The sequence below is a fragment of the Streptomyces sp. CB02959 genome (genome assembly GCF_002803155.1).
Lineage (GTDB): Bacteria > Actinomycetota > Actinomycetes > Streptomycetales > Streptomycetaceae > Streptomyces.
The window spans coordinates 1-17,640 of record NZ_NNBP01000047.1 but is presented as its reverse complement, the minus strand read 5'-3'; the positions used below and the strand labels follow the sequence as shown (position 1 = coordinate 17,640).

The window sequence follows — 17,640 nt, the reverse complement described above, 5'->3', positions numbered from 1 at the left end:
GTCACGCTTCCAGTTGGAGCAACGCGGAGCCGGCGAGCTGACGTGTGGTTGCGGTCCGGGTGAAGTTCTCTACGCGATCACGCAGTTCCCCTGGGAGCGCTGCTCCCCTGAAGGACGGTCGCGTGAGGAAGCGCTGAATCTGGCCGGTCCGCACCAGAACACCAGTCGCTCGCTGGTCGGCGGGGATGCCCCAAAGGGACCCTAGCGCCTCGGCTGCGCCATCCACGTCGTTGTCGAGCAGACGTGCCATGGCGAGGTCGGCGGCAGCGCTGCCAAGCACGTGCGCGGAGCGTGCGTCCGACGGTCGCTGTTCGATCAGGTCGAGAGCCCTGCGGGCCGACTGCTCAGCCTGAGCCGAGTCATGAACCAACAGCGCTGTCGAGCTGTTGGACATGGCGAGACGTTCCGGTGCGAATCCGAATTCGCCCCCCACGTCGTCGTGTAGACCGTCGCGGGCGCCGTTCTCGATTTCCTCCGATAGCCGGAGTGCATGCTGGGCGGACTCGACATCGCCGAGGAACCCGTGCGCGCGGGCCTCGACGGCGAGGAGCCGCCTGCGCGCCACGTCGCCGAGGCCACCGTACGTCTGTGCTCGACGTGCCTTCATCACCGCATCGCGCGGCATCCCCGTGAAGTAGGCGACGTAGGCCAGGATGCCGTCGCAGTACGCCCGCAGGACGTCGACCCGGGCAGTCTCTCCGTAGAGGTCGGCCGCGCGAGCCAGCCGGCGTGCGCTATCGAAGGCGCCGAGGTTGAAGGCCGAGGTGGCGAGCAAGGCCATGGTCTGCCCGCTGAGTTCGAGCAATCGCTGTTGCTGGGCCGGGACCTGCGTTCGGTCACGCTGGTCCTGGAGCTTGGTTTGGAGGGTCTGGCCGCGGCGGAAGACGTCCATCGGTGCGACGAAGGCGTACTCCCGCGCGAGGGTCATCACGTCATCGGCGAGTTGGTCGAGGCTGGTGTCGGAGACAGAAGCAGCGGCTGTTGCGCTGGCGTCGTCGTGTGCGTCGCGTGCGGTCATATCGATTACTCGCTCCAGGTTGAACACGGGTGCGTCGGGATCGGACCGTAGCGGCGGGGCAAGCAGATCCGTGATCGATCGGCCGAACATCGCCTCCAGGACACGGCAGGTATCCGACGACAGCGACTGAGGGTTGACGCCTCCAGCTCTCCACCGCTTCGCAGTCCGCTCGCTACAGGTCGGGTTGTCAGCGCCCTTGCCGATGACTTCGTCAGCCGTCTTCTCAAAACGCCTAACGAACTCCGGAATCTCCACCCTTTGCTCAAAACACAGTTGCTTCAGCAGCGTCTGCGGAGGTGCTTCACTCACGTCGCCCCCAAGGAGTTGAGGTGGGACCAGCAACGGGTCGTCTGCGGATCGAACCCTTCTCACGAAGGGAATACCGCGGTTCTGCTCCAGTTCAACACATCTATGCCATGCGGCCCTTGATTGGCCTTCGGGTGGCCCGTGGCACGCGCAAGGGCCACGTAGATAGCACTCCGCTGACATGGCGGTGGCACCCCAGGTAGGTCCACGCTGATCAACACCCTCGCTGAGAGTGCATGTTCAGGCACGATCCGACTGGGAGTCCACGTGAATCCGCCACTTCAGCAGCACACGACCGAGCAGAGCGCAACGGCCTCACCCTCGGAGGCGAAGCCGACGGAGCCGGCGTCGATCACCAACTGCCACCAGCTCCGCACGTACCACGGTGACCCCTTCGATTGGGGCCCCGAGCTTTACGACCTGTACCTGGGGCTGGGGGACGGGTGATGGTCGGATCCCTTCGGAAGGTCGTCCGCAACACGGCCAGAGCGGGCGGAATGAACCTCGCAACGAACCGGAGCCGGCAGCTCTTCGCCACGAGCGAGAAGCAGAGGCTCCAGGACCTGCGCGCTTCCCACAACCAGTGCATCAACGAGCTCTTCCCCACGCCCCGCGGCGTGGTCGCCTATGCGGTAACCGCGGATGGCAACGACGGTTCCAAGGAGTTCTCGCAGCTCCGTCAACAGGCGCAGGCGCACGGCCACTTCGACAGCCATGACGCACAAGACATCCGGGGATGCCCGCCGAACGAGCGCTCCGGCTGGGAGACGGTGCGGGCGACGGTCTATGAAGGCTTTTCCAACGGGGTCATCGTCTTGGAACAAGAGACCATCAGCTCGGATTTGGAATCCTACGAGCAAGAGCTGCGTTGGTTCGGCGAGCGCAATGCTCTCCTTCTTCTCGTCCGCGCGGAGACGAAGAGTAAGAGATCGCCGAGGTCACCGCTGCGCTGGCTCGACAGTCGGGGGATCGGCTGGCGACAGATCGCCGCTCAGGTCCTGCTGATCACGGCGGTCACCGCCCTCATGGTGACGCTGCTCGTGAACGACCCCTCCCTTTGAATGGCCCCCAACGATGAGTCAGAGCACTATTGCCCGATCCGGATGGTCAAGCGGCCATCTCCTGCCGCATCCTGTCGAGCGCCTGCTGAGCGGTGTCCCGGAGTTGGGGCAGGTTGTCTCCGGCGGTGCCCACTACGCGTTGGAGCTGGTGCGGAAGGCGTTGCCTGACGGCTTCTTGGATTGCGGCGTTCAGCGATTCGGCGGCCCCGCCATGGTCCTGGGCGTGCAGTCGTACGTGGGCGACGGTCACCTGCTCGATGACGCGCCACTGTGGTGCGACCGCTGTGGTCGGTGCTGGAGTGTTCTCCGCGCGTTGTACAGCGAGGTGGACTCGTCCCGTGGCGATCAAGCCGCGCAGCCGGATCTCGTGCAGCGCGAACGGGTTGAACGGACTGCTGTGCTCCACCCGTTCGAGCAGGTGCTCCGTCTCGCTGATGGCCCTGTCGAACAGGAGACCATTGCCGAGCGAGCCGGCGGCGCGCGCGAGGAGCGGCAGGGCCGCAGCGCGTGCATCGTGATCCGGGGCCAGTGCGACGGCGCGGGACAGGCGGTCGACTGCAGCTCCGTGAAGACGTGCTTTGCGCAGTTCGTTGCCGTGCATGCGCAGGACGTAGGAGGTGAAGCCGGGTTCCGCGAATACCTCGGCGATCTCCAAGCTCTTGGCGGTCCAGCGTGCTGCGGTGCTCAGCCGCTCTTCCGGGAGGACGTTGCCAAGGGCGACTCCGAGGCTGACGCGGGCGCGGGCGAGCAGGCCCAGTACTTCGCGCTCGGCGTTGCCGTCCTCTGCGCGGGCTTCCAGGCGGGCAACCAGTGGCCACAGTTCTTCTACCGCTTCGCAGGCGTGGCCGGACTGGCGAGCGATCTCAGCGAGGCGAACCGTGGAATAGCCGAACTGCACCATCGCGTGGTGGTCTGCGTCCGCGGCGTCAGTGATGCCGAGAATGTGCGGTGGCAGGTGAAGCGTTTCGCACAGGCGGCGCCGGGATCCGATGTCCTCAACAGTGCGTTTGCGCAGTTCCAGGGCGGAGATGTAGGTCTTGTCGTAGCCGAGCAGGGCGCCGAGTTGGGTCTGGTTCAGGCCGTGGACCGTTCGGTAGAAGCGCAGGATCGCGCCAAGGTCACGGGTTGCAAGGATCGTCTGTGCCTGAGGGGTCGCCCAGCGCCAGGCGACGTGACTGTTCGCCGGGTGGGACGTGAGGTGGCCGATGCCCATGGTCGGCTACTTGCTCTTGTACCAGGCCACGATCGAGCGCTTGTAGCCGTCGGGCATGACGAGGCCCGGCACCTCTCGTGCGGTGAAGAGTCCGATCTTCTTGTGCTCCTGGCTGAGCACCGGCTCCTGCTCGGGGTTCAGCACCGTGCAACCGTAGGTGACGATCAAGACCCGCCGGTCGGGGATCGGCTCGTAGATCCAGACGCCCCCGTCGATGAGGGGGCCGACTTTCACATTCCAGCCGGTTTCCTCCAGCAACTCGCGCTCGACGGCACTCTCCGCGCTCTCGTCAGCCGGCTGGCCGGATTGCGCGACGATCTCCAGCCGTCCACCCGGCAGCTCCCACTCCCCGCGCTCGTTCTCCAGCAACAGGACGCGGTCCTGGGCATCGCAGGCGATGCCCTTGATGGAGACGGGCCACAGCGGGGGTGTGTACGACATGGCGGTCCTCTTGCAGCGATCGACGACCGGGGCCCTCGGAACGTAGCACGCAGCGACCGACCATCAGCCGTGGTAGGCGAAATGCCCGAGTCGACAATCCGTCGCTTTACGCGGCCACCGGCGACTTTCGACAGTGAGATCACAGACCGTTCGCACCAAGGGAGTTCGGTTCTGCGCCGTGCCACTGCTCGTGATCTCTTCAGCGCTTCCTACGTCAACCTGCATGGCCGCGGTGCTCCGCGTGCCGTCGAGAAGCAGCTCAGTGAAGTCGGTCTTGTCACCTTCGACGGTATCCACTCTCGCGCGGCGGTACTGGATCTGGCCTCTCGGTACCTGCACGTCAGCGCGCATCGCGACAGCGCCCCGGACGGGCTGACCGTCATCCACGACACCGGCCGCCACGCGCAGCGAGCTGGTTTCGATGGGCTCGGTCGCGGTGAACTGGCACCGCACACCGACCGCTCCAGTCTGCCTGTTCCCCCGCACTTGATGCTTTTCGTGTGTGCCCGGCCTGCTGAAAGCGGTGGCATCTGCCTGCTGACCGATGGCCGGGAACTGTACTCAGACTTGCAAGCGAACCAGCCCGATGCCCTGGCCGCGTTCGCCGATCAGCGTGCCGCCTTCTTCGGGCGCAGTGACGGCGTCTTCGCACCGGTTTTCGATCTCCTCCCGGGCGGGCGGTGTTCGATACGACTGCGGCAAGACGGCCTGGTGCGCTGGCACCCGTTCACCCGCGCCTACGTGCCCGAGCTCCGTGCCGCTCCCACCAGGCACCAGCAACCGCTGGAGCTTCGTGCCGGCGAGGGCTACCTGCTGGACAACCACCGATGGCTCCATGCACGTACCGCCTTCCTTGGAGTACGTCGCTGCTCCCGGGCCCTGGGCAACCCCCGCTTCCGCCTCCCGCGCGGATTCACTCCCCACGATGCACACGCAGTCCCCCTGGAGACGCGCTGATGACAACACACAACCAGGAGCACCACGGCACCAGCACGACCATGCTGCCGTTCACCACCAGGCCGATAGACGCGTCAGCCCGTGGCCAGCGCAAGGCGTACGTAGGACTGAGAGGAATGCAGTGACCATGGCCACCCCCATCGCGTCGCCCCTACACCCACTCACCCGCTCGATCCCGGGCTACACGCAGACCCTGCCCCTGATCGCACAGGCGGTGGGCCAGGCTCGGGGTTCCGTACGCACCACGCTCGCGTGCTGGTGTCTGGACTCGCTGATCGATGTCGCGGAGCTGGTCGTCTCGGAACTGGTCACCAACGCCCTGCGCCACGCCACGCCGATCCGGCTGCCGGGGGACGAGCCAGTCTGCTGCCGCTTGACCGTGGAACGGTCGGAGCACAGCGCGGTGCGGATCACAGTGGCAGATCCGTCGCCCTGCGGCCTGGTGCAGCGCCGCCCCGATGCGGAGTCCGAGTCGGGGCGGGGCCTGATGGTGCTGTCCGAGATCTCCGCTGAGTGGGGCGTCAACAGGACGTCCGCCGGCAAAAGCGTCTGGGCACTCCTGCGAGTAGGCCGACAAGGAGTCGAACAATGACCACGACCGTGACAAAGAACCTTCTCTCTCCTAGAGAGAGCCAGGTCGCCCACGCCCTCAGCAACAAGGAGACCGCAGTCGCCGTCGACTACGCCACCAAGGCCATCAGCCGACCCAAGCTGTTGGCTCCCGACGCCCTCTGTCTCCTCCGCGGGGAGCGGGAGTTGGTGCCGCTCCCCGCCCGCGGGCTGGGCCCCGAGAAGATGGCCGGCAAGTTGCAGCGGCCCCTCAACATCGTCCGCCGTGACGGTCGGCGCCTCTTCGTGAGCCTGGGGGCCAGAAACCGCCCCCACGCCATGAAGCGCGCGTGTCAGTTCGAGATCCTCAGGGAGGAGCAGGTGGTCGCATGGCTGCGCTGACTCCCCCCACCTCCACCAGGGTCGAGTTCCTCTCGCTCGTCGAGGCGGTGCTTGCCTGGGAACCGCAGGGACCTGGCGTCCCGGACCGGGACACAGTCCGGGATGCGGTTGACCAGTTCACTGCGCACGGACGCGACCTCGCGGCCCAGTTGCGGGCCCTGCTCGGTAGCTGCCCCACCAGTTCGCCCCAGGTCGCCTGCGCACGGGCCACGCTCCGCGAAGCCGACTGGCGACTGCCGCTTCCACCACCTCTCGCCCTCCCGCAGGCAGTGCTGCGGGCGCAGAACCTTGGCCGCCTCATCGAGGCCCTGCACCGTGCCGCCGACCTGATCCAGGCAGAGCAAACCGGTGCTACGGGCCGACAGGCTCATCCCCGCGCGTGCCTGCCGGAGGACTTCACGTGAGTGCCCGCATCGCGTCCCCCGCCCTGAAGTCCCCCTCGGTCCGCTGCCCGTTCGACGCCACTGATCTCGCGAACCGACTCGCAGGCTCCCCCGCCGTCTGGCGGTTGGTCCGCAACCGCCCGGACCTTCACCTGTGGCACGTCGGCGGTCCCACAGCGTCTGTGGTGGTGAAGGTCGCCGGCGGCGAGTGCGGGGCCTTGGCCCTGGCGCGGGAATCCGCGAATCTCCGTGCCATGCCTGCCGGGAACACTCGCCCCCTCGGAGCCGGCTCCGACCTTCGCCCGGCAGCTCCGATCGCCTGGCAGATAACCCCCTGGGCTCTCGGCCCGACAACCTGGGAGGCGTTCCGCCTTTTACGCGAAGGCGACCAGCAAGGACGCGGGCAGGCACGGACGGCCGCCATCGAGACCTGCCAGGCCGTCGGCCGCCTCCACACGGCCGGCTGGATGCACGGCACTCTCGACCCCCACCACGTCGTTCACACCACTGATCCAGGGCGCGTCCGGCTGCTGTCCTGTACCTGGGCGACCCGCGCCGGGAAACGCACCAGCGCCGGTTACGACGGTGGCCTGGTGCACCTGCTCTCGCCGGAACTGGCCTGCGCGATCGAGCGGTCCAGAGGCAACGGAGTGCTCTTCAACCGCGGCCACGAGGTCTACACCCTGGCCGCCGGTCTGTGGTGGGCCGCCACCAGCACCTGGCCACTGGTCTACCAAGACGTCGGATTCGATCCGAGTGCGAAGAGCCGCTCCCACGCCCGGCGCATCATCGCCGGTGGGAAAGTCCCTCGCGCCGATCCCACCGCGCACAGCTGGCCAGAGTTCCTGGCACCGCTGGCCGCCGCGATGACCCTCGCGCCCAGCCGCCGGCCCACAGCCCATCAACTCGCCGACTGGCTCAACTCAATTCCCCTCTGACCAGCCAGCCGACCTCAGCCTTCTCGACCTTCTCGACATGTTTCATTACGGAGCCCCATGACCACCTCAACCACACCGTCCCTTCATTGCCCTGACACCGCCAGCGACTACGCGAACCAATGCGCCGGCTCCCCCGCGACCTGGGCCCTGATCCGCGACCGCCACGATCACCAGCTCTGGCAGGTCCACGGCCCACACATGACCGTCGCCGTGAAGGTAGCCAGCGGCGAAAGCGCCGCCCGCGCCCTGGTGCGCGAAGCCGCCGCCCTCCGGACCATGCCGCCGGGAGGCATCCGCGTCCTGCACACCGCTGACGACGTCTACTGCCCCGAGCCCCGGGCCTGGCTCATCACCCCCTGGGCTGACGGCCCCACCACGTGGGACGCGTGCAAGAAGCTGCGCGACAACTCGGATAGCGGTCGAGACGAAGCCCGGCGCGCCGCAGTCGAGTTGTGCATGGCTGTGGGGCGTCTCCACACTGCCGGCTGGGTCCACTGCGACCTTCGCCCCCACCACGCGGTCCACACCACCGCAGGCGTCCGGCTGCTGTCTTGCACCGGCGCCTCGCGGATCGGCAACGCCGTCTCCGCCGCCTACCTCGGCGGCCTGGTGCACCTGCTCTCCCCGCGACTCACCGCCGCGCTGGAGTCCACGGCGGCCGGCTTGGTGCTCGACCCCGACGACGAGATCTACACACTGGCCGCCGGACTGTGGTGGGCCGCTACGACCACCTGGCCCCTCGCCTACGCCGACGCCGGCTTCGACTCCAGCACCATGACCGCGGTCGCCCTGCGCCGGGCCATCGCCACAGCCGAGATTCCTCTCGCGCAAGCCGCTGAACATCCCTGGTCGGAGTTCCTCGCACCGCTCAGCGCCGCGATGGCGCAGCCGCCCGGCAGTCGGCCCAGTGCGTTTCAGCTCGCGGATCAGCTCAAAGCCGTCCCGCTCACCTGACGGAGGATGGAAGTAGTCGGTCACCACCGTGACGCTTGATCTTCTCCCTCCAACCCGTCGCTGCGATTTGGCCGGACCGCGGGCTCCGCCTCGCTTTCAGCCCTTGGGCGGCCTGCCTCGTGGCGGTCGTCCTGCCTCACACGGGACCACACCGTGATGGAAGGAATCTTTATGAAAACCTCGCATGCTGTCCTTGTTCTCGCTGCCGTCGGGGCCGTTCAGGTCGCCCAGCGGGAACGGCACCAGAACCAGTGCAACCGGGTGGCTGTGACTCAGCTCCACCACAGCCGCATCGCCCAGCTGGTCGCCAACCCGGACCTCGCCCAGGACTGGGCGCCCAAGGGGATGGACGGTGGGGAGTTCGCGCAGTTGTTGAGCGAGAACCAACAGATGGTCGTGCTCTCGCTCTGGCACCGACTTCGCCTGCTCCGCGGCAGCCGACTGCGCTTCGTGGCGGACACGCTCATGGAGCGGGAGGGCGCTCGGCGCTACTGGGAGCACTTCGGCGCGTCCCGCGCACGAGAGGCGGAAGGCAACCGGTGCGCCCAGCGCTTCACCGAAGCGATGCAGAGCGCTTACCTCGCCCACTGTGCGGCGAAGCCCGCTGGCGTCTGATCCCCACCGAGGTACTCCAGCAATTCGCAGGCTGCGTGCGGCCTTCACCGCACTGCGGAACTACCACTCGAAAGGACACCGTGGGCAAGGGCAAGGACACCATCAAGGCGGCGAAGACCGCTGGTGACAGGCGCAACAACGGTCGAGGCAATGCCCAACGGCAAGAAGTGATCGGCCTTCGGCACGACGAGCGGACCCACGTCTGTCAGGACTATTGCGACAAGCCGTGCCCGCTGAACCCGAACAGCTAGCGGTCTAGCTCCACTGGACCTGCCCTACCCCGCACTCCCGCCGGGGTTCGGGTGCACTGCCCGCCGCTGGTCCTGGCACAAGGCTCGGCGCCGGAAGGTGGGGAGCGGTTCGGCCTCTCCCCACATCACCCACATGCGCCAACGTGAAGGAGATCTGCTTCTGCTCGATGGCCGCATCTCAGCCACTGTCGGTGAGCACCGCACAACGCGGTGTCCGAATCAATAGCGTCGTCCGCAGCCGGCTTCTGCACTGTTCCGGTGCCTGCCGGCTTTCCAGAAACGCACTACGAAGGATCGTCATGACCGTCGATACCGAGCAGGCCACGACACTGCGCAACACCGTAATGGACCAGCTACGAGCGGACGGCGTGCTCGTCACGCCGGAGGTCGAGGTAGCGATGCGCAAGGTCCCGCGTCACGCCTTCGCTCCTGAGGCACCCTTCGAAAAGGTCTACGAGCCCTACGCGGCAGTTGTCACGAAGACCGACGAGTACGGCGTGCAGATCAGCAGCGTCTCCGCTCCGCAGATCCAGGCCATGATGCTGGAACAAGCCAAACTGCAGCCTGGCATGCGGGTGTTGGAGGTCGGCTCTGGTGGCCTGAACGCCGCCTACATGGCCGAGTTGGTGGGTGATGGAGGCGAGGTCACGACGGTTGACATCGACCCCGAGGTCACCGAGCGGGGCCGGCGCCTGCTGGACGAGCAGGGGTACAAGAGCGTCCGCGTCGTCACCGCCGATGCCGCCGAGCCGATCCCCGGTCTGGGAGAGGTCGACGTCATCATGGTCACCGCTGGGGCCTGGGACGTCCCTGCGGCCTGGCTCGATCAGCTCGCTCCCGAAGGCCGGCTGGTTGTTCCCCTGCGGATGCGGGGACTGACCCGTTCCGTCGCCTTCGTCCGCCGCGGTGGGCACCTGGAGAGCGAGTCGGCGAAGATCTGCGGCTTCGTGCCGATGCAGGGCGCCACCGCCCACGAGGTGAAGCTGCTCCTGGTTGCTGGCAGCCCCGAGATCGGTCTGCGGTTCGACGACGGCATCCCGATCGAGCCCAGCCAGCTCGACAACGCGGTCACCACGCCGCGGGTCGAGCTGTGGACCGGCGTCACCATCGGGCGCGGGGAACTGCTGGACACACTTCAGATGCACCTGGCCATCGGGCTGCCGGGCTTCTGCACCATGGTGCTGGACAAGGAACTCGACTCCGGCATCGTCGCCCCGACCAACCCCGGCTTCTCCCTGGCTGCCGTGGAGAACGACAGCTTCGGCTACGTCGTCTACCGCCGCACCGCGGACGGCGAGAACTCCGAGTTCGGCGTCCACGCCCTGGGGGCCCACGCACAGCAACTCGCCGAAGACATGGCGCAGCAGCTGCGTGCCTGGGAAGCCAGCCGCCGCGGCGGCCCCAGCCCGGTCATCCGGGTCTATCCGGCCAACACCAGCGATGACCAGGTCCACGGTGACCGGGTCATCGACAAGGTGCACTGCCGGATCTCGCTCTCCTGGCCCACTCACTAACCGCAGGGCCAGGTCGTCATGCACCACTCCATCAACGAAGGGGAGGAATCATGATTCACACCGCGCTGCTCGATCCGACGGAGGTCGACGGTGAGGAGGACTTCGCGCCGCTGGACGTGAAGGTCATCGTCGCCGCCCACCCGCACGGCAAGCTGCTCTGCGCCACCAACGACGGGTGCGGAAACACCTGCGCCAACGGGGCTTCGGCCTGCACGTCGTTCACGGAGGACCCGGCCTGATCGGCTCCTCGCTGGTGTGCCGGGCTCATCAGCCCGGCACACCAGCACTTCCGGCCCTGCTTGCCCACCGTCGAAGGAGCCAGCGTGCCCGCTTTCCCTCCGGTGACCTACAAGTACGACGGCGGCGCCATGCTGCGCGCCACCACACGCCCCGGCGTCATCGGCCTCCCGCGCGGCCTGGGGGACTCAGCCGTCGCCCGTGCGTGGCTCTGCAGCGTCTGGCAGGACGCCGACGTGCGGGGTGCCGTGCAGGTGGCCACCCCGGTGTTGTGCCAGGCAGTCGAGAACATCGTGGGTGGGGTGCAGAAGCGACCACGGCAGATCCAACGGACCGTGCTGTCGGTTGCTTCCTACCTGCTGCGGTGGCAGCACCGCGCCACCCCGTTCGGCCTGTTCGCCGGCATAGCCCCCCTCACAGTAGGCCCGACTGCGCAGGTGCGGTGGCACGGGCCGCCGCGCGCCACGGCCCGCGCCGATGCCGCCTGGCTCGCCGAGGTGATCCGCCAACTGCACAGTCACATAGCCGTGGTGGAGCGGCTGTCGTTCGTGGCGAACGACACCGCAGTCGTACGCGGGGATCGGGTCGTGGCCGCGGGCCCGCCCGCGGACGGGCGCGCGGTGCTGATGGCGCCCGTGGAGGTGTCCGTTCCCGCGCGGCGCACCGTCCTAGCTGCCTTGACCGCTGCCGCCGTGCCTGTGTCCTATCGGGAGCTGCGGGACCAGATGCGCGCCCAGTTCCCCACTGCCTCCGCCGGGCAGGTCGATGGACTTCTCGGTGATCTCATCGCGCAGCACCTGCTGGTCTCCAGCCTGTGGGCCCCGATGACCACCGTTGATGCCCTGGCCCATGCCTGTGCCGAGCTGAAGCGGGTCGATGCGCACGCCCTCCCCGGCGTGGGCCCTCTGGTGCGCGAGTTGGACGGTATCCAGGCCGCCGTCAACATCGAAGCGCCCTCCAGCGGCGTGCTGGTCGACACGGCCGAGCGGATGCACGCCATCTGCGCCCCGGTCATCGCTCCGGCGCCCCTCCTCGTCGACACGACGGTGGACGGCCACGTGCAGATCCCCCACTCCGTCGTATCCGAAGTTCAGAGCGCGGTGGCCGCGCTGTACCAGGCCACCCCGCACCCCTACGGGCACACGGCATGGCGCGACTACCACAGGCGTTTCCGCGCTCGCTACGGTGTCGGCGCATCCGTGCCGGTCCTGAACCTGGTCGGCGATCACGGGCTGGGCCTACCGGCCACCTACGTCGGAGCGGAGCGTGAGAAGTCGATCCAGCCGTGGACGAACCGCGACGAGAAACTACTGACACGCCTTCAGCAGGGCCTCATGGACGGGCATGAGGAGCTGGTGCTCACGGACGCGGACATCGACGAGCTGGCCCACGCCACCGGCTCCGAGGAGCCGGAGTTCGCTCCCCGGCTGGAAGTGGCCTTCGAAGTCCACGCGACCAGCGCCCGGGAACTGGACCGCGGCAGGTTCGAGGTGTGGGTCACCAGCGTGCCACGGCTCACCAACAGCATGGCGGGCCGATTCGCCTACCTCTTGCCCCATGAGGACCGTGACGCCCTGGCGCGCACCTACCGCCCCACCTCGCAGGACACGGTGTCCGCGCAACTCAGCTTCGCCCCGCGCCGGCACCGCAACGCCAACATCTCCCGCACCGTGCAGTTACTGCCCGTCGTCCCGCTGGCCGAGCACCGCCCGGGCGACAACAAGGAGGTGATCGCCCTCGCGGACCTGGCTGTCACTGCCGATGCCCGCCACCTGCACCTGGTGCAGCGCTCCACCGGCCGGCGGGTCGAACTGCACATCCCCCACGTGCTGGAAGCCAGCATCCAAACGCCCCCGCTGGCGCGGTTCCTCGCCGAAGTGTCCACCACCCGCTTCGCCGTGTACTGCCCGTTCTCCTTCGGCGCGGCCAGCCGACTTCCCTACCTGCCACGGGTGCGATATCGCCGAACCATCCTGGCGCCGGCCCGATGGCTCCTGACCGCGACCGAACTTCCCGCCCGCACGGCCAAGATGCCGCAATGGGAGGAAGCGTTGGCCGACTGGCGTCGCCGCATGCGCGTGCCTGCTCGGGTTGCGCTCGTCGAGCTGGAGCAGCGTCTTCCTCTGGACCTGGCGCATCCCGTCCATCGCCACCTGCTGCGCTCCCGCCTCCACGAAGCCAAGCGTCTCGAACTGCGCGAGACCCCTGAACCGGACCGACACGGGTGGATCGGCCGCGCCCACGAAATTCTGCTCCCCCTACGGCGCGCCCAGCCGCAGCAGAGCCTCCCGCTGCCCTCACCGCAGCATCCGATCGACGTGTCCGACTCCCGGCTGCCCGGGGCCGGAGTGGATCTCCGCGTGCACCTTCACAGCCATCCGCAGCGGCACGACGAGATCCTCGATCGCCACCTGCCCGCTCTCCTGGCGCGCTTCGATCAACCGCCGCCGTGGTGGTTCCTACGACACCGTGAAGCCTCCCGCCCCGAAGCAGGCCGACACCTCGTCCTCGTCCTGCACCTGCCCGAGGGAACCTACGGCTCGGCGGCCAACGCCGTGCACGCCTGGGCAACTGCCCTGCACCGTGCCGGCTTGATCGCCGATCTCACCTTGTCCAGCTACACCCCGCAGACGGGCCGTTTCGGGCACGGCCCAGCCCTGGAAGCCGCCCACGACGTCTTCGCCGCCGACTCCACCGCCGCCCTGGCCCAGATCCGCTACGCAGCCCACGACGACGCGCTCGCGCCGGAAGCGCTCACGGCCGCCAGCCTGCTCAACCTCGCCACCCATCTCGCCCCCACCACCGACACCGGCCTGCACTGGCTCATCGACCATCTCCCGCAAGAACACGGCCCGTTGAACCGCACCCTGCGCGAACAGACCCTGACCGCCACCCAACCCGGCGCAACCGGCCCGTTCACGACGACGACACATGGCACGTCGATGAACGCAGTGTGGGAAGCCCGCGCCGCAGCCCTGGCTGCCTACCGCCGAGCCCTGGCCGGACAACGCCACCCGCTCACCGTGCTGCGCTCCCTGCTCCACGCCCACCACATCCGCGCCCTCGGCCCCGACCCGAGGGCCGAAGCCCTCACCCTCCGGCTGGCGCGCACCGCAGCCCTCAGCCACACCGCCCGGAGAACCACATGACCACCAAAGCCCAAGCCGCACACATAGCCAGCAGATACGCCACCGTTCTGTCCGCCCCACCCCCAGGTCAGAATCTCGAAGGACAGTCACTGGCCGACGGAGCAGCCGGCATCGCGCTGCTGCACATCGAACGCGCCCAGGCCCGGACCGGGCCCTGGAAACTGGCGCACCGCTGGATCAACCACGCCGCCGCCGGCGAACTCGACGCCACCGACACCGCGGGCCTGTTCCGCGGTGCCCCCGCCCTCGCCTTCGTCCTGCTCAACACCGTGCCCCACGGGCGCTTCCAAGACCTCTACTGCACCGCGTGGGAAAAACTCCACCACCACGTCACCACCCTGGCCCACCAACGCACCGAAAGAGCGCTCGCCCGGATACATCGCGGCCAGCTGACCACCTTCGCCGAGTACGACCTCTTCTGCGGCCTGACCGGCATCGGCGCCTACCTCCTCCGTGCAGACCCCACCAGCAGCGCACTGGAACAGGTCCTGCACTACCTCGTCGCCCTCACCCACCCCGTGGCCATCAACGGCCACCGGCTGCCCGGCTGGTGGGTCGCACACGACCCCAACCGCGGCACCAGCACGGAATTCGCCCAAGGCCACGGGAATCTCGGGGTGGCACACGGCATCAGCGGCCCCCTGCTGCTCCTCGCCCAAGCCCTGCGTCGCGGCGTCAGCGTCGACGGGCAGCACGAGGCCATTGACACCATCTGCTCCCACCTCGATGCCTGGCGACAGGACGGGGAACGCGGCCCCTGGTGGCCACTGCACCTCACCCTGGAAGAGTTCTCGTCCGGTCGGACACATCAACGTGGAGCCGGCCGCCCGAGCTGGTGCTACGGCACCCCCGGCATCGCCCGCGCCGGCCAACTCGCCGGCATCGCCCTGGGCGACCGCGGGCTCCAGCACATGTACGAGGCCGCGCTCTACCTGGCCATGACCGACCCGGAGCAACTCGCCCTCATCCGCGACACCTCGCTCTGCCACGGCTGGGCCGGCGTCTACCAGACCACGGCCCGCGCCGCCCATGACAGCCCCTACCCCCACCTGCGTCAGCTGCTGCCCCGCTTGGGCGAAACCCTCACCACCCTCATCCGCACAACGCCCAACCAGAATGTGGGACTGCTGACGGGCAACGGCGGCTGCGCACTCGCCCTGTCCTCGTTGACCGCGGGCGCACTGATCACTCAGACGGGATGGGATGCATGCCTGTTGATCGACTGACCGCCATCGACCGCGCCGTCCTCGACGTCTTGGCCGGTCACTCCCTGGACGAGATTGCCCAAAGGGCCCACATGCATCCGGCACACTTGGCGGATGCAGTCGAGCTATTCCAGCAGGCCGGACACGATGCTCTCGCGCACCAGACCAGCCAGCTCGGTTGGCAGCAGATCTTCGTCGAATTCCCGGACTGGTCCGCCGCCGAATCCACCGCAGCCACCTACCTGGAACCCGTGCTGAGCCAGGCCCCAAAGGCCGGCTCCCTCACCGGCTGGTGGTTCATCCGCAAGCACCCCTGCTGGCGCCTGCGCCTCCACCCGCGGCCCGGCTCCACCGCCGTAGCCGACGTCAGCGCGGCACTCGACCGGCTACGGGAGCACCATCACGTGAAGCGATGGTGGCCTGGCATCTACGAACCGGAGACCGCGGCCTTCGGCGGCACCCTCGGCATCGGCACCGCCCACGAACTGTTCATCGCCGACAGCCGCGAAATTCTCCGCTTGGCCGCTCGCCCCGACATCGTCCTTGGCCGCCGCGAGCTCTCCGTTCTCCTGTGCTCGGCCATGATGCGGGGCGCTGGCCTGGAATGGTACGAAGCTGGTGACGTCTGGGATCGTGTCATCAGCGACGAGGGCCGTTCCGCAGCCGAGGAAATCCCCGAAGAACGCCGCCTGCAACTGGTTCAACAGCTCCGTACCCTGCTCCAGGCCAGCACCGCTCCTGAGGGACCCAACCTGGCCGTCGACGGTCCTCTCCACCCAGTCGCCACCTGGGTATCGGCCTTCCGCGACACAGGCGCAGCGCTCGGCGCCGCAGCCCATGCTGGACAGCTCGATCGCGGACTGCGGCAAATCCTCGCCCTCCATGTCATCTTCCATTGGAACCGACTCGGCCTATCCCACCGAACCCAGAGCGCCTTGGCATGGTCCGCCCGACAGACCGTATTCGGCCTGCTCTAACAAACTCGCCGCGACCGGCCTCGGCTACAGCAACGATTCAGCTGAGGGAGCTTCTGGTACCTCGTGATGCTGCTGAATTTCCATGGCAGCGTGGTTGGCGTAACGAGACGCAGAACGCGGTTCCGGGCACTCCTCACGGTCGGTCGGCGCCTCCGCGCGCCGGGACAGTTCGTCGTGCAGCCCGGATTCTCTGTGTGCTGCCCCCGGGCAGTGTTGCGGGCCTTCGTCGCCTCAACACGGGCGCGCTTGGCGGTCTGGATGTCCATGTCCTGGGCACGACCTACGAGCGCTGGTCTGTCGCGCTTCAGTCTCTCTGCTTCTGCGAACACGACGTCGTGCTCCTCGCCGGGTCCGGCAACGGCAGAAAGCTCATGGAGGCGGCCATGCAGTGTCTCCAGTTCACGCGCGGCTTCGATGCGCTGCTGCTGGAGCGTTCCGCGTTCGGCCTCGGCGTGAACGCGGTCCTCACCACGTAGTGCGAGACGGCCGAACCGGCCGGTGGCAGTCAACTGCTGGTCAAGCTGGTGCAGTCGTTCTTCCACTTCCCGCTGTGCGTGGGTGTGCTGGGCGACCACGTCCGTGAGGGTACGGACTTCGCGGATCACCTCGGCGCGGGCGGTGAGGTCCTGGTGCCTCCGATTGAGGGCGAGCTCGTTCGGACCTGTTCCCGCTGCGGCTTGTTGGCCGGCGCGGTCGGCTGATGCCTCCGCCTATTCGGCTGCCGTCCGGGTAGCGCGGGCTGCCGTGGCAGTCTTGCGAATCGCTTCGTGCAGAGCCGCATTGCTGAGGTGTGCGTACGGGCGGTCAGCCGTAGGTGCGGTTTCCGTGGCTGAGGCCGACGGCTGACCGCAACGAGGCTGTGCCCTGCCATCCGGACCTCGACCGCCTGGGCTGGGCCGGCCGTAGAACGTCAGGTGCGTGAGGCGGAGATTGTGAGTGCCGGCAGCGGCAGCCGGATCCTGACCGGGCGCACAACGAGCACCGCAGCTTCCCAAGTCCGCCGAGACGGTCGGCGCGGCCTCGGGGGCGGCAAGAACGCCGAGATCAAGAGGTCATGGAGGTCGAACGGCCCTTCTCATCGGCCCGGCCCGGGCCCGCGCAACCGCCCGCGGCGCAGCAACAATCTGGGCGGGCGCGGCGTCCCGTCCGGCTACACCAGCCCGTCGCTGCGCTGGTGGCCCTGCGGCGGTGGGTTCAAGGTCTTCGTCAGAGCCCGGTTGATCGTGGGGTCGTCGGCCAAGTACGTAGGGCTCGACTGGGGTGTATCCACAGCGGGTGTAGAGAGCAAGCGCTGCGTAGTTGTGGACGCCCGTCTCCAAAATGGCCTTGGTCATTCCCTGCTGGCGCGCGTCGCGCTCCAGGGTTTCAAGGACCCATCGGCCGACCTCCGTGGCCGCGGGCTGCGGGGTTCACGTACATGCGTTTGATCTCGGCGGTGGCGGGTTCGGAAACGTGGGTGGAGTCCGTGCG

21 protein-coding genes are annotated in these 17,640 nt (G+C 67.9%); 17 read left to right on the top strand and 4 right to left on the bottom strand.

All coding sequences use genetic code 11. From position 1 onward, the window contains the following. Position 1: 1 nt before the first annotated feature. Complete coding sequence (locus CG747_RS43745) at positions 2 to 1,327, bottom strand: DNA-binding protein (protein ID WP_257981156.1); 1,326 nt, start codon at positions 1,325 to 1,327, stop codon at positions 2 to 4. 264 nt (positions 1,328 to 1,591) lie between these two features. On the opposite strand from CG747_RS43745, the gene CG747_RS43740 reads away from it, so the two are divergent. Then, the gene (locus CG747_RS43740; RefSeq protein WP_100607456.1) at positions 1,592 to 1,771 is read left to right on the top strand and encodes a hypothetical protein; all 180 of its coding nucleotides are present in this window, start codon (positions 1,592 to 1,594) and stop codon (positions 1,769 to 1,771) included. A gap of 50 nt (positions 1,772 to 1,821) precedes the next feature. Further along, positions 1,822 to 2,385 carry a hypothetical protein gene (locus CG747_RS43735; protein ID WP_100607455.1) on the top strand — a complete coding sequence of 188 codons (564 nt, stop codon included), beginning with the start codon at positions 1,822 to 1,824 and terminating at the stop codon, positions 2,383 to 2,385. Positions 2,386 to 2,431: 46 nt separating this feature from the next. Here the strand turns inward: CG747_RS43735 and CG747_RS48645 are convergent, their stop codons facing one another. Continuing rightward, positions 2,432 to 3,598 carry a helix-turn-helix domain-containing protein gene (locus tag CG747_RS48645; protein ID WP_180985992.1) on the bottom strand — a complete coding sequence of 389 codons (1,167 nt, stop codon included), beginning with the start codon at positions 3,596 to 3,598 and terminating at the stop codon, positions 2,432 to 2,434. Positions 3,599 to 3,604: 6 nt separating this feature from the next. Beyond that, a complete protein-coding gene (locus tag CG747_RS43725; protein ID WP_100607454.1) occupies positions 3,605 to 4,039 on the bottom strand; it encodes an NUDIX domain-containing protein in 435 nt (144 codons plus the stop codon). Positions 4,040 to 4,120: 81 nt separating this feature from the next. Between CG747_RS43725 and CG747_RS43720 the strand changes: the two genes are divergently transcribed. From CG747_RS43720 to CG747_RS43660, 15 genes are all read left to right on the top strand, one after another. Beyond that, entirely contained in the window at positions 4,121 to 4,996 is an 876-nt protein-coding gene (locus CG747_RS43720) for a TauD/TfdA family dioxygenase (RefSeq protein ID WP_100607453.1), read from the top strand. Beyond that, entirely contained in the window at positions 4,996 to 5,121 is a 126-nt protein-coding gene (locus CG747_RS50450) for a hypothetical protein (protein ID WP_257981155.1), read from the top strand. The genes CG747_RS43720 and CG747_RS50450 overlap by 1 nt, the downstream gene beginning before the upstream one ends. 2 nt (positions 5,122 to 5,123) lie before the next feature. Further along, a complete protein-coding gene (locus tag CG747_RS48640; protein ID WP_100607452.1) occupies positions 5,124 to 5,588 on the top strand; it encodes an ATP-binding protein in 465 nt (154 codons plus the stop codon). Between the two features lie 8 nt (positions 5,589 to 5,596). Continuing rightward, positions 5,597 to 5,947 (top strand): hypothetical protein, encoded by a 351-nt coding sequence (locus CG747_RS43710; protein WP_257981154.1) that lies wholly within the window; start codon positions 5,597 to 5,599, stop codon positions 5,945 to 5,947. Then, entirely contained in the window at positions 5,935 to 6,351 is a 417-nt protein-coding gene (locus tag CG747_RS43705; protein ID WP_100607450.1) for a DUF6415 family natural product biosynthesis protein, read from the top strand. The genes CG747_RS43710 and CG747_RS43705 overlap by 13 nt, the downstream gene beginning before the upstream one ends. Before the next feature lie 233 nt (positions 6,352 to 6,584). Continuing rightward, positions 6,585 to 7,268: a hypothetical protein gene (locus tag CG747_RS47675; protein WP_180985991.1), complete on the top strand. Its 684-nt coding sequence runs from the start codon at positions 6,585 to 6,587 to the stop codon at positions 7,266 to 7,268. A gap of 57 nt (positions 7,269 to 7,325) precedes the next feature. Beyond that, the gene (locus CG747_RS43695; protein WP_100607448.1) at positions 7,326 to 8,222 is read left to right on the top strand and encodes a serine/threonine-protein kinase; all 897 of its coding nucleotides are present in this window, start codon (positions 7,326 to 7,328) and stop codon (positions 8,220 to 8,222) included. Between the two features lie 171 nt (positions 8,223 to 8,393). After that, positions 8,394 to 8,837 carry a DUF6082 family protein gene (locus CG747_RS43690; protein WP_100607447.1) on the top strand — a complete coding sequence of 148 codons (444 nt, stop codon included), beginning with the start codon at positions 8,394 to 8,396 and terminating at the stop codon, positions 8,835 to 8,837. Positions 8,838 to 8,917: 80 nt separating this feature from the next. Continuing rightward, positions 8,918 to 9,088 carry a hypothetical protein gene (locus CG747_RS48635; RefSeq protein ID WP_180985990.1) on the top strand — a complete coding sequence of 57 codons (171 nt, stop codon included), beginning with the start codon at positions 8,918 to 8,920 and terminating at the stop codon, positions 9,086 to 9,088. Positions 9,089 to 9,387: 299 nt separating this feature from the next. Next, positions 9,388 to 10,602 (top strand): methyltransferase, FxLD system, encoded by a 1,215-nt coding sequence (fxlM, locus tag CG747_RS43685; RefSeq protein WP_100607446.1) that lies wholly within the window; start codon positions 9,388 to 9,390, stop codon positions 10,600 to 10,602. Between the two features lie 50 nt (positions 10,603 to 10,652). Next, positions 10,653 to 10,841 carry an FxLD family lanthipeptide gene (locus CG747_RS43680; protein ID WP_100607445.1) on the top strand — a complete coding sequence of 63 codons (189 nt, stop codon included), beginning with the start codon at positions 10,653 to 10,655 and terminating at the stop codon, positions 10,839 to 10,841. An 84-nt stretch (positions 10,842 to 10,925) separates the two neighbouring features. Then, positions 10,926 to 13,988, top strand: a complete 3,063-nt coding sequence (locus tag CG747_RS43675) for a lantibiotic dehydratase (protein ID WP_257981153.1) — start codon at positions 10,926 to 10,928, stop codon at positions 13,986 to 13,988. Continuing rightward, positions 13,985 to 15,214 (top strand): lanthionine synthetase C family protein, encoded by a 1,230-nt coding sequence (locus tag CG747_RS43670; protein ID WP_100607444.1) that lies wholly within the window; start codon positions 13,985 to 13,987, stop codon positions 15,212 to 15,214. Before CG747_RS43675 ends, CG747_RS43670 begins: the two co-directional genes overlap by 4 nt. Further along, entirely contained in the window at positions 15,196 to 16,170 is a 975-nt protein-coding gene (locus CG747_RS43665) for a thiopeptide-type bacteriocin biosynthesis protein (RefSeq protein WP_100607443.1), read from the top strand. The genes CG747_RS43670 and CG747_RS43665 overlap by 19 nt, the downstream gene beginning before the upstream one ends. A gap of 194 nt (positions 16,171 to 16,364) precedes the next feature. Continuing rightward, positions 16,365 to 16,646, top strand: a complete 282-nt coding sequence (locus CG747_RS43660; RefSeq protein ID WP_100607442.1) for a hypothetical protein — start codon at positions 16,365 to 16,367, stop codon at positions 16,644 to 16,646. A gap of 576 nt (positions 16,647 to 17,222) precedes the next feature. On the opposite strand, the gene CG747_RS50445 is transcribed toward CG747_RS43660, so the two are convergent. Then, complete coding sequence (locus CG747_RS50445) at positions 17,223 to 17,504, bottom strand: hypothetical protein (protein ID WP_257981152.1); 282 nt, start codon at positions 17,502 to 17,504, stop codon at positions 17,223 to 17,225. Positions 17,505 to 17,640: the final 136 nt, after the last annotated feature.

Excerpts from the sequence above, each read along its gene's own strand:
- CG747_RS43735 (WP_100607455.1), top strand. The coding sequence starts at position 1,822 with ATGAACCTCGCAACGAACCGGAGCCGGCAGCTCTTCGCCACGAGCGAG.
- CG747_RS48645 (WP_180985992.1), bottom strand. The coding sequence starts at position 3,598 with ATGGGCATCGGCCACCTCACGTCCCACCCGGCGAACAGTCACGTCGCC.
- CG747_RS43725 (WP_100607454.1), bottom strand. The coding sequence starts at position 4,039 with ATGTCGTACACACCCCCGCTGTGGCCCGTCTCCATCAAGGGCATCGCC.
- CG747_RS43720 (WP_100607453.1), top strand. The coding sequence starts at position 4,121 with ATGCCCGAGTCGACAATCCGTCGCTTTACGCGGCCACCGGCGACTTTC.
- CG747_RS50450 (WP_257981155.1), top strand. The coding sequence starts at position 4,996 with ATGACAACACACAACCAGGAGCACCACGGCACCAGCACGACCATGCTG.
- CG747_RS48640 (WP_100607452.1), top strand. The coding sequence starts at position 5,124 with ATGGCCACCCCCATCGCGTCGCCCCTACACCCACTCACCCGCTCGATC.
- CG747_RS43705 (WP_100607450.1), top strand. The coding sequence starts at position 5,935 with ATGGCTGCGCTGACTCCCCCCACCTCCACCAGGGTCGAGTTCCTCTCG.
- CG747_RS47675 (WP_180985991.1), top strand. The coding sequence starts at position 6,585 with ATGCCTGCCGGGAACACTCGCCCCCTCGGAGCCGGCTCCGACCTTCGC.
- CG747_RS43695 (WP_100607448.1), top strand. The coding sequence starts at position 7,326 with ATGACCACCTCAACCACACCGTCCCTTCATTGCCCTGACACCGCCAGC.
- CG747_RS43690 (WP_100607447.1), top strand. The coding sequence starts at position 8,394 with ATGAAAACCTCGCATGCTGTCCTTGTTCTCGCTGCCGTCGGGGCCGTT.
- fxlM (WP_100607446.1), top strand. The coding sequence starts at position 9,388 with ATGACCGTCGATACCGAGCAGGCCACGACACTGCGCAACACCGTAATG.
- CG747_RS43680 (WP_100607445.1), top strand. The coding sequence starts at position 10,653 with ATGATTCACACCGCGCTGCTCGATCCGACGGAGGTCGACGGTGAGGAG.
- CG747_RS43670 (WP_100607444.1), top strand. The coding sequence starts at position 13,985 with ATGACCACCAAAGCCCAAGCCGCACACATAGCCAGCAGATACGCCACC.
- CG747_RS43665 (WP_100607443.1), top strand. The coding sequence starts at position 15,196 with ATGCCTGTTGATCGACTGACCGCCATCGACCGCGCCGTCCTCGACGTC.
- CG747_RS50445 (WP_257981152.1), bottom strand. The coding sequence starts at position 17,504 with ATGACCAAGGCCATTTTGGAGACGGGCGTCCACAACTACGCAGCGCTT.